General features: G+C 36.5%; 15 protein-coding genes. 5 read left to right on the top strand and 10 right to left on the bottom strand.

The genetic code is table 11. From position 1 onward, the window contains the following. Nucleotides 1-7: 7 nt before the first annotated feature. Nucleotides 8-601 carry a GNAT family N-acetyltransferase gene (locus tag JUJ52_RS17075; RefSeq protein WP_026680652.1) on the bottom strand — a complete coding sequence of 198 codons (594 nt, stop codon included), beginning with the start codon at nucleotides 599-601 and terminating at the stop codon, nucleotides 8-10. Between the two features lie 335 nt (nucleotides 602-936). Continuing rightward, complete coding sequence (locus tag JUJ52_RS17070; RefSeq protein ID WP_026680651.1) at nucleotides 937-2139, bottom strand: putative glycoside hydrolase; 1203 nt, start codon at nucleotides 2137-2139, stop codon at nucleotides 937-939. Nucleotides 2140-2351: 212 nt separating this feature from the next. Here JUJ52_RS17070 and panB point away from each other — a divergent pair, with 212 nt between their 5' ends. Genes panB through panD form a run of 3 tightly spaced genes read left to right on the top strand, consistent with a single transcriptional unit; the run spans nucleotide 2352 to nucleotide 4468 of the window. Next, nucleotides 2352-3182 (top strand): 3-methyl-2-oxobutanoate hydroxymethyltransferase, encoded by an 831-nt coding sequence (gene panB / locus JUJ52_RS17065; protein ID WP_205388413.1) that lies wholly within the window; start codon nucleotides 2352-2354, stop codon nucleotides 3180-3182. A gap of 12 nt (nucleotides 3183-3194) precedes the next feature. Continuing rightward, nucleotides 3195-4067: a pantoate--beta-alanine ligase gene (gene panC, locus JUJ52_RS17060; RefSeq protein WP_121604882.1), complete on the top strand. Its 873-nt coding sequence runs from the start codon at nucleotides 3195-3197 to the stop codon at nucleotides 4065-4067. 11 nt (nucleotides 4068-4078) lie between these two features. Further along, complete coding sequence (gene panD, locus JUJ52_RS17055) at nucleotides 4079-4468, top strand: aspartate 1-decarboxylase (RefSeq protein ID WP_026680648.1); 390 nt, start codon at nucleotides 4079-4081, stop codon at nucleotides 4466-4468. A gap of 204 nt (nucleotides 4469-4672) precedes the next feature. On the opposite strand, the gene JUJ52_RS17050 is transcribed toward panD, so the two are convergent. Further along, nucleotides 4673-5611: a ketopantoate reductase family protein gene (locus JUJ52_RS17050; RefSeq protein ID WP_026680647.1), complete on the bottom strand. Its 939-nt coding sequence runs from the start codon at nucleotides 5609-5611 to the stop codon at nucleotides 4673-4675. Nucleotides 5612-6094: 483 nt separating this feature from the next. Between JUJ52_RS17050 and trpS the strand changes: the two genes are divergently transcribed. Beyond that, on the top strand, nucleotides 6095-7090 hold the full coding sequence (trpS, locus tag JUJ52_RS17045; RefSeq protein WP_205388412.1) for a tryptophan--tRNA ligase: 996 nt from the start codon (nucleotides 6095-6097) through the stop codon (nucleotides 7088-7090). 379 nt (nucleotides 7091-7469) lie between these two features. Here trpS and JUJ52_RS17040 read toward each other — a convergent pair whose 3' ends face one another. The 6 genes from JUJ52_RS17040 to JUJ52_RS17015 form a co-directional block, all read right to left on the bottom strand. Next, on the bottom strand, nucleotides 7470-8231 hold the full coding sequence (locus JUJ52_RS17040; protein WP_026680645.1) for a YjbA family protein: 762 nt from the start codon (nucleotides 8229-8231) through the stop codon (nucleotides 7470-7472). A gap of 191 nt (nucleotides 8232-8422) precedes the next feature. Beyond that, nucleotides 8423-8641, bottom strand: coding sequence for a YuzI family membrane protein (locus tag JUJ52_RS17035; protein ID WP_026680644.1), 219 nt, complete (start codon nucleotides 8639-8641; stop codon nucleotides 8423-8425). Between the two features lie 492 nt (nucleotides 8642-9133). Next, nucleotides 9134-10372, bottom strand: a complete 1239-nt coding sequence (gene fabF / locus JUJ52_RS17030; RefSeq protein ID WP_026680643.1) for a beta-ketoacyl-ACP synthase II — start codon at nucleotides 10370-10372, stop codon at nucleotides 9134-9136. A gap of 27 nt (nucleotides 10373-10399) precedes the next feature. After that, entirely contained in the window at nucleotides 10400-11341 is a 942-nt protein-coding gene (locus tag JUJ52_RS17025; RefSeq protein WP_121604880.1) for a beta-ketoacyl-ACP synthase III, read from the bottom strand. A 103-nt stretch (nucleotides 11342-11444) separates the two neighbouring features. Then, nucleotides 11445-12407: a BMP family ABC transporter substrate-binding protein gene (locus JUJ52_RS17020; RefSeq protein ID WP_026680641.1), complete on the bottom strand. Its 963-nt coding sequence runs from the start codon at nucleotides 12405-12407 to the stop codon at nucleotides 11445-11447. A 45-nt stretch (nucleotides 12408-12452) separates the two neighbouring features. Continuing rightward, nucleotides 12453-13037 carry a hypothetical protein gene (locus tag JUJ52_RS17015; protein ID WP_205388411.1) on the bottom strand — a complete coding sequence of 195 codons (585 nt, stop codon included), beginning with the start codon at nucleotides 13035-13037 and terminating at the stop codon, nucleotides 12453-12455. Between the two features lie 198 nt (nucleotides 13038-13235). On the opposite strand from JUJ52_RS17015, the gene JUJ52_RS17010 reads away from it, so the two are divergent. Then, complete coding sequence (locus JUJ52_RS17010) at nucleotides 13236-13430, top strand: DUF2929 family protein (RefSeq protein ID WP_026680639.1); 195 nt, start codon at nucleotides 13236-13238, stop codon at nucleotides 13428-13430. Nucleotides 13431-13662: 232 nt separating this feature from the next. Here the strand turns inward: JUJ52_RS17010 and JUJ52_RS17005 are convergent, their stop codons facing one another. After that, a complete protein-coding gene (locus JUJ52_RS17005; protein ID WP_026680638.1) occupies nucleotides 13663-13971 on the bottom strand; it encodes a hypothetical protein in 309 nt (102 codons plus the stop codon). Nucleotides 13972-14010: the final 39 nt, after the last annotated feature.

Here is a 14010-nt window from a genome sequence, read left to right as displayed (position 1 = left end):
TTTTTACTTAGGCTTTCTCTGTTGTTTTTAAATTCTCCATAATATTTCCAGAAGAACGATTTTCATCATACGTCAACACTTCATCCACAGGCTGATAAGACTGACCGTAAATTTCTTCATCTTTATACGTATGAATATCTTCATACATTTTTTTCATCTGTTCATAAATAAAGTCTTCGGAATCATCATTAGGTGACCAATAAAGTATTTCCATAGGGGTAGCTTCATTAGTGGCTAATGAACGGCGACTATAGCCGATAGATTGGGCATGGGTAAACCCTTCCCTGTGGTAAAAATGGAGTCTTTTTTCTGTATCTGAATCTTCATAATCTACAGGTTCTACTTCCAGAATAATTGGTTTATTCTTGGCCTTTAATTTTTCGATTAAGGAATGACCAATCCCTTGTCCTCTTGTTTTTGCGGATACCCATAGATAATCGATGAATAAAAACGTATCGAATTCAGCGTACATTAAAACATGCTGATTACTTTCGTCTTTATAATAGACATCTCCTTTTTCCTCTAAGAGCATTTCCATGTGTTCTCTTGATTTCATCTCTTCTACAGGAAAATACTTGTTCAACTTTTCATACCAGTTCATTGATCTACTCCTTATTTTTTAGTAGTCGTATTAAGTATAACGAAAATGTAATGATTTGTTAAATCGTTTCATAATTTTGTGTTATTATAGCTTGCCCATTCTACACTAAATCATGTAAAAAACAGAGGCTGGGACAAAACACAACTTCTTTACTCAAAATACGAATAATCATGTTATCAATAGGAGGATCTTCGGACGCGTGCTGTTCCCGCCGGAGTCTCGCTTGTTTCAGGTGCTAAATGAATGATTCTGATCAAAAAAAGAACGATAATTATTTTATCGTTCTTTTTTTATTGTTTCTTCATTCTTTTGTCTCAGCTTCTGTTTCACTTTTGTTATTTACCTAATTTATAATCTACGTTTTCTGTATAGGAATTACCAGCATTCCACAGCAGAAACTCATTGATACCATTTTCATACAATGCTTTGATTTGTGCCTCTACTTCTGCTTTTCCATATTGCTTTGTAGCACCACTATATAACCAAGGAGCCTCAAAATCCTGTATCCACGGTCTAGAAATAGGAGCATCGTCTAATTTCCCTAAAACTTTATTTTCCACTTTCGCATACTCATTTACTAATTTATACGGCTCTGTATCAGGCTTTTCTATTCCAAAATAAGAAGACCAGTGACTAGGATAGATCATGGAAGAAATTATATCCACATTCTCCGCGATTTTCGAGAAGTTTTGTCCAATTCCCGGCGTTTCCTCAATAGTTGCTGCATAACCAAATATGTCTACAGATACATCCACATCGTAATTATTGAGCTCTTCTTTTGCATAGTGAACAAAATCCGTTACTGCCTTTACACGTTTTTTAATATTATTCATGTCAAGATCTTCATAATCTCCTAATGAATACTCCAGTTCTTTATCTCGATGTTCAAAACCTTCTGGAAAACGAACATAATCAAATTGGATTTCTTGGAAGCCCATTGATGCTGCCATTTTTCCAATTTCTACATTGTACTCCCATACTTCTTTTTGGAAAGGACTAACAAATGCCTCACCTTTACCATTGACCCATACTTTACCATTTTTAGTAAAAGATAAATCTGGGCGTTTTTTTGCTAATACGGAATCTTTAAATACAACAACTCTAGCAATCGGATAAATCCCTTTTTCTTCAAGAACCTTCATCATTTTTTTGGGATTATCAATGTAATCCTTCGCAATTTCCTCATATGGAGATCCTTTTTCCGGGGTAAAAGTTAAATTTCCATTATCCTCTTTCACATCAATAACCATTGTATTTAAATCCGTACGATCCACTAGCTCCACAAGGGAATCGAAACGACTGCCTCCAGCTGAATTTCCAGTAACATATATCCCACGTACCGCGTCGGGATATTCAAAATCATAGCCTGAAGTATGTACAAATCGCTTCAATGTTTTATTCGCTTTTAATGGTTTAATATTAATTTGCCTCTCCTGATGAGCAGTCACTTTTTGTGCTTCCTCTCCACTCACAATTACTGGAATACTTAGCAATATAATCCCAAGAAAAGCGATGATGATGTTTTTATTTTTCTTCATAAGCTATCAATCCCCAACTATGTAATATGAATCTAGTATAAAGGAAAATTTGTCAATTTTGAACGAAAAAAACTAGATTCTGCAGAAAAAATTCCACTTGATTTATTCTTTTCCCTGTTTATTGTATAATTAACTTCATTGCAATTGAAAGTCAAATTCTACATATGAATATACATACATACTAAACTTGTCTGAAAAGGGGGAAATATTTAATGCTAAGTGTACTAGATTTCAAAAAAATGAAAGCGAATCAAGACAAAATTACAATGGTCACTTCCTATGATTACCCATCGGCAAAACAGGCAGAACAGGCTGGTATTGATACCATACTCGTCGGTGATTCGTTAGGTATGGTTGTACTAGGTTATTCATCAACTGTTGAGGTGAAGGTCAATGATATGATCCACCATGCTAAAGCAGTCAAGCGCGGTGCACCGAATACATTTACTGTTGTTGACATGCCATTTATGTCGTATCATATATCTTTAGAAAATTCGCTACGTAATGCCACAAAGCTTTTTCAAGAAACTAATGCGCAAAGCCTTAAAATTGAGGGTGCTTCTCTAGAAATACTTCATTTCATGGAACGATTAACAGAATCTGGTATACCAGTCATCGCCCATTTAGGCTTAACTCCCCAATCCGTAAATGTGTTAGGCGGATTTAAAGTACAAGGTAAGGATAAAGCTGCTGCCAAACAGCTGCTGGAAGATGCAAAACAAGTAGCTGAACACGGTGCAGTTGCTCTTGTTTTAGAATGCGTTCCAAGGGAGCTAGCAGAAATAATAACAGCTACAGTAGATATTCCAACCATCGGCATAGGTGCAGGTCCAGAATGTGATGGTCAAGTTCTTGTTTACCATGATATTATGAAATATGGTATTGAGCGTCTGCCAAAATTTGTGAAGCCCTATACTGACTTTAATACAGAAGGAATAAATGCACTGAAATCTTACATTTTAGAAGTAAAACAGGTATCCTTCCCGGCTGATGAACAATCCTTCCATATTAAAGATAAAGATTATTTGCCTATTAGTGAGTAAGGAGATATTTATATGCAAGTCATACGTTCCGTAAATACAATGAGTGAGATTATTCAAAAATACCATTTACAACATAAACAAATTGGATTCGTTGCTACAATGGGTTTTTTACACGAAGGACATTTACAACTCATGAAGGAAGCAAAAAAGGAGAACGCAATTGTTGTAGCTAGTATATTTGTCAATCCGCTACAGTTTGGCCCAAATGAAGATTTTGAAAAATACCCTAGAGATGAACAATCTGATACATTACTTGCTGAAAAAACTGGTGTTGATGTCTTATTTATACCAACTGTAAAAGAAATGTATCCACATGCGATGCTCATTCATATGAGTATCAGGGAGAGAGTAAATGTATTATGCGGCCATTCTCGCCCTGGACATTTCGATGGCGTATTAACCGTGTTAACAAAGCTGTTCCACATTATTCGTCCAACTAAGGTTTATTTTGGATTGAAGGATGCACAGCAAGTTGCTGTAGTTGATGCATTAATTCAAGACTTAAATTTTCCAATGGAGTTAATTGGATTACCTACGGTTCGAGAAAAAGACGGCTTAGCTAAGAGCAGTCGTAATGTAAATTTAAAAGAACATGAGAGAAGAGAAGCTGTATGGATATATAAAGGGTTACTAGCTGGTCAACAGCTTCTTCTTAAAGGTGAAGGAAATCCAGCCCTTATTATAAAAGAAGTAACTCAAACAGTGGAAAAACATATTTCAGGAAAGATTGACTATATTAAATTATTAAGTTATCCCGCATTAAAACCTGTTTCCACCATTAATCAGCAGGTAATTCTTGCAGCGGCAGTTTACTTTGATGAAGCTAGATTAATCGATAATTTAATTTTACATCCGAATGGAAAAATTATTAACCGCTATAACTAGGAGGAAATCGTATGTTTCGTACTATGATGAAAAGTAAAATTCATAGAGCCCGGGTAACAGAGGCAAATTTAAATTATGTTGGCAGTGTGACTATTGATCAAGATATTTTGGATAAAGTAAATATCCTTCCACATGAAAAGGTACAAATTGTCAATAATAATAACGGGGCACGACTTGAAACATATGTTATACCTGGTGAAAGAGGATCAAGAGTTGTCTGTCTAAACGGAGCAGCAGCTAGACTCGTACAGAAGGAAGATGTTGTTATTATTGTTTCCTATGCACTAATCTCAAACGAAGAACTGGCTGCACATCGCCCGCTTGTGGCTATTATGAATGAAAATAATGAAATTAGAGAAATCCTTGAACAGGAGCCTCCATTAACAACAATAGAATCATAGACATATTGGTGATTGGGACAAAAGTGTTTTAGCCAGATAATAAACAGCTGGTGAGCCTTCTCGTGCTGATGCACTTGTAAGACTCACCAATAATTTCCCCCAGAGATCTACGTAAATGTCCGGAGATAGTATAGTATGTTGTTCGTCTTTAGAAACCATTTAGTTATGCCCTGCCCGCTTTATCTTTCGACTAAAATAAGGTTCTTATAAGCGTTGTTCATAGCTGTTTTCAATCATATAAACTAGTTTCAGAATCATTTCATTGTATGGAGTAGCCATGTTGTGTTTCTTTCCCTCCTTAACAATTGCTCCATTAATTACTTCAACTTCCGTTTTTCTTTTGTTTAGAACATCTGTTAACATAGATGATGTATTTTTGCCGATCTCTTCTATTCCTAAACGGATACATTCATTTATTGGATCATCATACAATAACAGAATCCCTTTTCGTTCTGCAATTTGCACAGCCTCAGTTACCAGCTTTGCAACTAGTTCCTTCCCCTCATCTGTCCGTATTGCCTCCCCATTTGTTAATCGTGTAACGGCTGTTAATCCATTATAGGCTACATTAACGATTAATTTACTCCAAATGACAGATTGAACATTCTCAGATACATGTGTCTTGATTCCCCCTGCAGAGAAGAGAGAGGCAATTTGTTCAAGTAATTGCTTGTGCTTTTCTGGTACGGTAGATCCGATAAATGTACTCCCCCAAGCACGTTGCTCCACTACACCAGGTTTTACTATTCCAGCGCCGGTACTAGTTCCACCTACAACTACGTTACGTGACGGACTTAGCTTTTGTATCTTTTCCATATTTCCAACACCATTTTGCAACGTGAGAATTGGTGTAGTACGTGAAAGGAATGGTAAAACGTTTGATAATACAGATTCTGTAGCAAATGCTTTAACAAATAAAAGGATAAGGTCATAATCATTGTTTAAATCAGCAGCATTTGTTTTTACCATAAGATCAATTGTAGCAAGATTTCCGTCTTGTTCGACAATCTGTAACCCAGTCTTTTGTATTGCCTTTATATGGCTATTTGGCCTATTTAATAATGTGATATCTACACCATGTTGCTTTAACTTGCCTGCAAATAAACTTCCCATCGCCCCTGAACCTACGATTAGTACTTTCATAATTGAACCCCTTTCCATGCGTTTCTTTCATTTCTCGGCATCTTAGAGTAATTGCACTTTTATGCTGAGGATACACGAATGCTAAAACACTAAAAAATATATATAATATCACGCTTAGTTTGCTAGTAAAGCAGAGCTAGTGTAACTTGATTTTACCATGTCTTATCATATATAATAATGTAAATTAATAAGTTAAAGCGATGATAAAGATATAGTACAATGTCCCGCTAGCAAAAATTATGGGGTTTTTCGTTTGTTTCATTGGAGCATTATCCTAAAACACCATGTAACAGAGAGCTTGTGGTTGGTGGAAACAAGCGCTATGGATGATTGGAAATGGGCTTTAGAGCTTATATGTTGAAAGTGATCTTACATTAATAATGTAAGATAATAAGGGTGGCACCGCGGTTCAATCGTCCCTATTTTTAGGGATAATTGGACCTTTTTATATGGCCCAAAATTGAAATGGAGTGAAGAATTATTATGCAAACAATATTCTCTGGTATTCAACCAAGTGGTACACTAACGTTAGGAAATTATTTAGGAGCTTTAAAACATTTTACAAAACTACAAGACGATCATGACTGCTACTTTTGTATTGTAGATGAACATGCTATTACAGTTCCTCAAGACCGCTTAAAATTAAGATATAATATTCGCTCACTTGCAGCATTATACCTTGCATCTGGGATTGATCCTGACAAGTCAACCCTATTTATTCAGTCTGAAGTGCCCGCACATACACAGCTAGGTTGGATCTTACAATCCATTAGCTATATGGGTGAATTAGAGCGTATGACGCAATTCAAAGATAAATCAAAAGGAAAAGAAGCTGTATCCTCTGGTTTATTAACGTACCCTTCGCTAATGGCTGCTGACATTTTACTATACAATACAGATATTGTTCCTGTTGGCGATGATCAAAAACAACACTTAGAATTAACCAGAGATCTAGCCCATCGTTTCAATAATCGATATAATGATATTTTTACAATACCTGAAGTAAGCATTCCTAAAGTCGGTGCGAGAATTATGTCATTACAAGATCCTTTGAAAAAAATGAGTAAATCCGATTCCAATGAAAAAGGTTTTATTTCCATGCTTGATGAACCAAATAAAATTGAGAAGAAAATTAAAAGTGCCGTCACGGATTCTGATGGTGTTGTTAAATATGATAAAGAGAACAAGGCAGGTGTATCAAACCTTCTTACCATACATTCCATTTGTTCAGGAGAATCCATCCAAGAATTGGAAGCTAAATATGAAGGAAAGGGATATGGTGAATTCAAACAAGGTACTGCCGACGCTGTCATTGAAGTACTAAAACCAATTCAGGATAAATATAATGCTTTAATTAACTCAGATGAGCTAGATCAGATTTTAGACAATGGGGCTGAAAAAGCATCCATCACTGCGAATCGTACAGTAGCGAAAGCAAAGAAAGCAATAGGTTTAGGAAGAGTAAAAAAGAAAAAATAATGCTATACAAAACGTAAAGACTGCAAATAAAGTGAAGCTTCCATCCGTAGGTGGTTTCCCCCACGGACTGTTCGAACCACAAGGGTATGACTCAAAGGCCTTTGAACCAATCGGACATTTACTGGCAGTCGATTCACACACTTAATAATAGTGGTTTCACAGATTGCTTGGAGCGGGGCTTACTCTTACTGCCAGTTATATATGGGAACAACATTTTACGCTTTCATCTTCCACTTCAAAAAATGAACAATAAAGGCTCCAAACTATGAACCAGATATAGCTTTATATACACGGTTATAATTCGGAGCCTTTATTAAATTTCTTTTTGCCTCGCCCTCTCCTATTTAAAATAGGTAGGCAGCCTATCCTCCCATAAGAATTACTGCTGTTTGGATGTATTCTGTTCTTGACCGTTTTCTATTTCCCACATTTTCTCTAAAAATGGTTGCCCTTTTATCAGCTTTCCACACAAGTCCTCATGCCTAGAGCTCCAGCCTTCCCTAACTCCATTATATAAAGCTGTCCAAACCTTCTCTTCATCCATGAAGCGGATATAAGGGTAGTTCTTGGGATCCCATTCCGTCAACCAATATCGTAATTCCTCTAAATTATTCGCCGTACGTAATTGGTCTAAACCCATCATTAATAATTGCTTCAACTGTCTCTCTCTTCTAGTTAATCCAAAGACAAGCTCAGGTGGCATGGAAAGCATATGGTACTCCTTTTGATAAAATTTATTATCAAACTTAAATGATTGAGGTTTGGTGTTTTTTATCATGTCATACACCAATTGCTCCTGTCTCGGAATTAGTCTACTTTTACGAACAGGAATTTTATAACTAATCGTATCAAAAGCTACAATATCGTTTCCATCTGTTACAATACAAGCATAGTCTAATACGGTTCGCTCCTGTCCTTTTCTCATATATGCGCGTTTGTAAATTGCATCTAGCAAGGCTTTTGGCAAATCATGCATGTCATTTTCAATATAGTTATACAAATCCTTTGTTATGTATAGCAGTGGCACTTGATCTAGCAACTCGATGCCATCTTCTTTACGCCATTCTTGAAAATAACAAACATTATAACCGTTCTCTTCTCCTTCAAACCAATTCACCCATACATCATGCATATATAACATAAAACAACCCTCACTTTATTAACTGAACTTAACATACATTATGACCATCATTTAGAAAAATATTCTAAGTGACCCATTTTTAAATGAGGATATTTTAAGGTAAATCCGATCCATTGTGATGAATCATTTCATTGGCTAATAACGCTCCGTTGCTAATAATCCATACAAATATAATTGTTTTTTAAAGTCCCCTAAGATCCGCGATTAGTATTATTTGGAAATCGAGCCAGCACAATTGCCATGATAATAATTCCTATTGGAAGAAAATAACACTCCATTCTACTAGCAATAAACGTGAAGTATTCTCCCCATGAAAGTCCAGCTGGTAGGAAGTTCATGTAAGCAATTATCGTTACTCCACCCATCACCGAAAAACCAAAACCCATTAGAAAGATAAACACATACCCCATTGCTTTTCGCCTACCTTGTCCACTTTTTAATAGAATATGCTTGTCTTATAAAAGAAATGAAAAAAATGTACAAGTCACAAATAAAGTAAAACTTCGATCCGTGGGGTTTTGTTTATTCTCCACAGATGCTAGTACCACAAGGGTTTGACCTAAAGGACTTTGAACCAATCAGACATTTACTGGCAGTCGATCCCCCACTTCCCCATAATTGTTTCACTTTTATTGCTTGAAGTGGCAGTCGTTGTTCTTCTATGAATAAAAGTGCAAGCGTCCGAATAGAAACGTAGTGACTGGAGCGAGTCAACGGAGATAAGGAATCACAGTGAGCTTACGAGCCGATGAATGAATTAGATTAGGGCGATTCGTGAAGATCGCTTCGTTTCTGCGGGAGACGCCGCTCAGCACGCGCCTATTTATCTACATGGGCTAATTTTATAATTTCCTAGACAATAAAAAAGCCGACCCCCATTTAATCGGATCGACTTTGATTTCCTATTCATATTTTTTAAATACTAATGCAACATTATGACCACCAAAACCTAGTGAGTTGCTCAATACAACATTTACATCCTGCTTTCTAGCTTCGTTTGGGACATAATCCAAATCGCATTCTGGATCTGGAGTTTCATAGTTAATTGTCGGTGGAATAATTCCATCTACAATGGATTTTACAGCAATAACCGACTCAATTCCTCCAGCAGCTCCAAGTAAATGTCCTGTCATTGATTTTGTTGAAGAAATTGCTACTTTATCAGCATGTTCCTTTAATACAGCCTTAATTGCTGCTGTTTCATATTTATCATTAAGATCTGTACCCGTACCATGAGCATTTATATAATCTACTTCCTGAGCAGAAATCGACGCATCATCCAATGCATGCTGCATTGCTCGGGCTGCACCTTCTCCACTTTCTGCAGGTGCTGTTATATGATAAGCATCACCAGTCGCACCATAACCAACAATTTCAGCATAAATATGTGCCCCACGGGATAATGCCGTTTCAAGGTCTTCAAGAATCAATATACCTGAACCTTCACCCATTATAAACCCATCTCTATTTTTATCGAATGGTCTGCTTGCCTTTTCTGGGTCTTCGTTTGTAGACAAAGCCTTGGCAGATGAAAAACCAGCAAAAGCCATATTTGATATTGGTGCTTCTGTTCCACCGGTTATTATATAATCTGCATCTCCACGCTGAATAGCCTTAAAAGCATCACCAATAGAGTTTGCGCCAGATGCACAAGCAGTTACTGTACAGGAATTAATTCCTTTAGCACCTAATTGAATCGACACTTGGCCAGCTGCCATATCCGGAATCATCATCGGCACAAAGAACGGACTAACCCGTTTTGGACCTTTTTCCAATAGCTTCTTATGCTGATCTTCCCATGTCTGCATTCCACCAATACCGGAGCCAATCCACACACCTACCCGATTTTCATTACTTTCATCTATCGTTAGGTTTGCGTCCTCGACTGCCATTTTAGATGCTACAACTGCATATTGTGTAAATAAGTCCATTTTACGGACATCTCTTTTTTCTATATACTTTGTTGGCTCAAAATCCTTAACCTCTGCAGCTACCTTTGCTGCATAAAGATCTTTATCTACTCTTGTAACATAGTCAATACCTGATTTCCCGTTAATAAGATTTTCCCACATCGTATTTACATCATTACCAACAGGACTAATAGCTCCTACACCAGTTATAACTACTCTTCTTTGCTCCATACGATTGACCTCCTACATCATATACATTTATCTGCCCCAGCGTAATGCCAAAGCTCCCCACGTTAATCCACCACCAAAGCCTACTAAAACGATCAAATCATCATCGTTTATTTTACCATCTTTAATTGATTCTGATAAAGCAATAGGGATGGATGCTGCGGAATTATTCCCATATTTCTTCACTGTTTTCGCCATCTTATCTTCGGATATACCAAGTCTTTCTCTAGCAGCATCCATAATACGAATATTTGCTTGATGTGGAATTAAGTAATCAACATCCTCTTCGTTATGACCTGCTGCTTTAATTACATTTACAGAGGACTCTGGCATTTGTCTAACAGCAAACTTAAACACTTCACGACCATTCATAAAGATATAGCCGCTATCTTTGTCTTGATATAATTCCTTCCCACCAGCACCATTAGATCCTAGTTCAAAGGATAGAATACCTCTTCCTTGCGAAACAGGTCCCATTACTGCGGCACCTGCACCATCACCAAAGAGCACACAAGTACTTCGATCTTTCCAGTCTGTTACTTTCGAAAGTTTTTCCACCCCAACTACTAGTACATGTTTGTACGTATTTGTATCGATAAATTGTTTGGCTGTAACCATTCCATACATAAATCCAGAACAGGCAGCACTTATATCCATAGCAGCAGCATTTGTTGCTCCTAATCTTTCTTGAATTATACATGCTACAGAGGGGAAGGGTGTATCTGGTGTCACGGTAGCAACTAATATTAAATCAATATCTTCTGGTGTCATGTCTGCATTCTCTAGGGCGTCTATTGCGGAATAATAGGCCATATCTGACGTATCTATATCATCTCCTGCAATTCTTCGCTCTTCAATTCCTGTTCTTGTGCGGATCCATTCGTCATTTGTCTCCACTATTTTTTCCATATCTTTATTTGTCACGATCTTTTCTGGAACATAGTGACCTGTACCTAAAACACCAACATCCATATTTCCATCTCCTTAAACATAATGTTATTATCTATTATTATGACTTGGTACTAATTTTAATGTATTTTACCCTAATTTGCAAGTTAGCTTCATGGTTGTCACATTACTGCTCATGAGGTAGTAATCCTGTTTCCGTATAGGCATCAACCATTTGTTTCAGTTGCTTCTGGATGGCAATTGGAACATCTGAGCTAAATGGGGCTAACGATATCGCATCATCTTGAAAGTCGAATGTTTTTATATCGCCTTCAAGCTCCCCATCATTAAATTGTTCTGCAGCATAATGATACAGCTTGTCCACATGTTGAATCGTACTCGTTAATACCGTTTTTCTACCAACTGCGGATTGATCGGTCACATAACCAATTGCATAATTACCGTCCTGCTTTGCTCGCTCAATAATTTCAGCACTATAAGCATCACCCGTTGGATAAAACACATCTGTTCCTTCGTGCTTCATCGTTTGATAAATTTGCGTTGCCGTTTGCGTATCGTTCCAATCATTTAAAAATTCAAGTTGTACAGCTGCTTGAGGATTTTGATATTTTACACCTTCAAAAAATCCTTCTATCTCTGGTTGCCATTCGTAAGCAGCAACTATCCCTACTTTATCTGTCTCTGTCATAGCCCCTGACAAAACACCAGCAAAAAAACCCATTGCATGTGCATTAAAGTTAAAACTGGTTACATTATCAGAAAAATATCCACCATTAAAATAAACAAAATGTAAGTCAGGATAATTTTTTGCTATATCTGTAAAGTATTTCCCATAAATACTACTGTGTCCAAAAACAAGATTTACTCCATGCTGTACAAACTCATCTACTGCTTTAATTACTTCTGCCTCTGTTTTAATATTTTCTTTATAATAGACATCGGTATCAAACGTTTCACCTATTTCATTTAACCCTTGATATCCCTTTTCAGCCCATACTTGGTCACTAATGGAAGTTTCCAATAGCATTCCAACATTTTGCATTTTCCCTTGACCCACATTGGAACTACAACCAGTTACAATAATAACTGCAAATATTAGTAAAATTACTAGCAATCCAAACTTCTGCAATTGTGGGCACTCCAATCTATATGCATTTTTTATTACCCAACATACCTAATAGATTTCCTTATTCAAATGATAATGCTCTAATACATGATCTAATTTTTCTTCTATAGGTATATTGTCACGAAGATAAGCTGATTTTTCAAGTTTTATTTGCTTATTTTCTTTATTTTCACCTTTTTTATTATCTTTTTCCAGCCAATCCATAAATGCATGCATGAAATCCTTAATATAGACAGCCTCTGTAAGGAAATATGTTGAATTAAACGGAATGAAGAGTTGATTACGATACATTCCATTCTCAGTCATAGGCATCCATTCACCAAAAAGTAAGGGAGCTTTAATAAAAAAATCATTCACATGTAAATGATCAGGAGCTACTGAATGAATTACTACAGATAGATCTGCTGATACTTCTTCTACCCTTTTCATAGAACCTACATGAATCTTTGTATCATAGTGTTTTTTATTTGCACTTTGATAAAACGAAAAATTACTATTTCTTCCATAATAAAGGCTTAGTGAATCATTTAGCTGCTCATTTACTAATCCATCGACTTCCCAACCTTTTTCCAATAGATCATTGACAATATGATAACCTATCCAATGATTACAATTTATAACTAAACAAGTCATAAATAATTCTCCTCCCCCTTTGAACCGTCAATTGGAACTAAACATTTATGTAGTTCCTCTTACATAAAAGTAAGCGGGATGCATACCTAATTAACAATGGCAGCAATAACCTAAAGAAATACTTTTTTTTTCCTATCGGTTTTGGTAAACTAATTAAAGATGAAGTAGAGATAATTGCAAAAAGCTGAGGTGTATAAAATGCGTTATATTGCAACAATTGTTTGGGCACTTCTAATCAGTAGTGTGCTTTCTTATGTTTTATCAAGCATGGGTGGCGATAAATTTGACGTCATGGGTACAATCGTACTTGCTGTTACTATGTTTATAGCCATTACCATATTGGGTGATAGTGTGTTAACTGATGATCAAACAGAAGCTAATCATGAAAATTAATGTGATTAGCATGTTCTTTAGCAACTATGCATAGCTGCCATTCGGTAGATGGAATACGAAAACAGGTGAATTGATCTTATATTTCGATAGTAAATCTGTAAGTGAGAGGAATAACCTGTGTATGCCCGGATAAACCCTTGCCTTCTCTGCACAGTGGGCAAGGGTTTTACTATGTTCTATCCTAGGAATTAGTACGTGTAGACATTTCGCTGCTATGCGAACATTTGTAGTCTTAGTACCATGGCAGAATACTTAATGCAGCAATCGCAGCTAATGGCAAAATTAATCTTCTGAAACGTGGTGGTGGATACCCATAACCAGGATACCCATATCCGAATTGTCTTTGATGGGAGGGTGCCTGATGCTGAGACATCATATTTTGTTGTTCATGACCTTCTAAAGGTACTGCAATGTAAACTGATTCCTGATCTAGTCCCGTGATAATACCATCAATACTGGAACCATCTGCTAATTCAATAAGCACATAAGCATGCATATGATCTTTGCACACATCGTATATATGTTGATAATTATTATTCATTTTTATCTACCTCCTCACCACCTAGCCTATTCATTAGCC

The sequence above is a fragment of the Virgibacillus sp. AGTR genome (assembly GCF_016919725.2).
Taxonomy (GTDB): domain Bacteria; phylum Bacillota; class Bacilli; order Bacillales; family Amphibacillaceae; genus Virgibacillus; species Virgibacillus salarius.
Note: the sequence above shows the minus strand (reverse complement) of the source record. Positions and strands in the feature narration are given on the sequence as shown.

Bases quoted from the DNA above. Each gene is read 5' to 3' on its own strand.
- JUJ52_RS17075 (WP_026680652.1), bottom strand. From the start codon at position 601: ATGAACTGGTATGAAAAGTTGAACAAGTATTTTCCTGTAGAAGAGATG.
- JUJ52_RS17070 (WP_026680651.1), bottom strand. From the start codon at position 2,139: ATGAAGAAAAATAAAAACATCATCATCGCTTTTCTTGGGATTATATTG.
- panB (WP_205388413.1), top strand. From the start codon at position 2,352: ATGCTAAGTGTACTAGATTTCAAAAAAATGAAAGCGAATCAAGACAAA.
- panC (WP_121604882.1), top strand. From the start codon at position 3,195: ATGCAAGTCATACGTTCCGTAAATACAATGAGTGAGATTATTCAAAAA.
- panD (WP_026680648.1), top strand. From the start codon at position 4,079: ATGTTTCGTACTATGATGAAAAGTAAAATTCATAGAGCCCGGGTAACA.
- JUJ52_RS17050 (WP_026680647.1), bottom strand. From the start codon at position 5,611: ATGAAAGTACTAATCGTAGGTTCAGGGGCGATGGGAAGTTTATTTGCA.
- trpS (WP_205388412.1), top strand. From the start codon at position 6,095: ATGCAAACAATATTCTCTGGTATTCAACCAAGTGGTACACTAACGTTA.
- JUJ52_RS17040 (WP_026680645.1), bottom strand. From the start codon at position 8,231: ATGTTATATATGCATGATGTATGGGTGAATTGGTTTGAAGGAGAAGAG.
- JUJ52_RS17035 (WP_026680644.1), bottom strand. From the start codon at position 8,641: ATGGGGTATGTGTTTATCTTTCTAATGGGTTTTGGTTTTTCGGTGATG.
- fabF (WP_026680643.1), bottom strand. From the start codon at position 10,372: ATGGAGCAAAGAAGAGTAGTTATAACTGGTGTAGGAGCTATTAGTCCT.
- JUJ52_RS17025 (WP_121604880.1), bottom strand. From the start codon at position 11,341: ATGGATGTTGGTGTTTTAGGTACAGGTCACTATGTTCCAGAAAAGATC.
- JUJ52_RS17015 (WP_205388411.1), bottom strand. From the start codon at position 13,037: ATGACTTGTTTAGTTATAAATTGTAATCATTGGATAGGTTATCATATT.
- JUJ52_RS17010 (WP_026680639.1), top strand. From the start codon at position 13,236: ATGCGTTATATTGCAACAATTGTTTGGGCACTTCTAATCAGTAGTGTG.
- JUJ52_RS17005 (WP_026680638.1), bottom strand. From the start codon at position 13,971: ATGAATAATAATTATCAACATATATACGATGTGTGCAAAGATCATATG.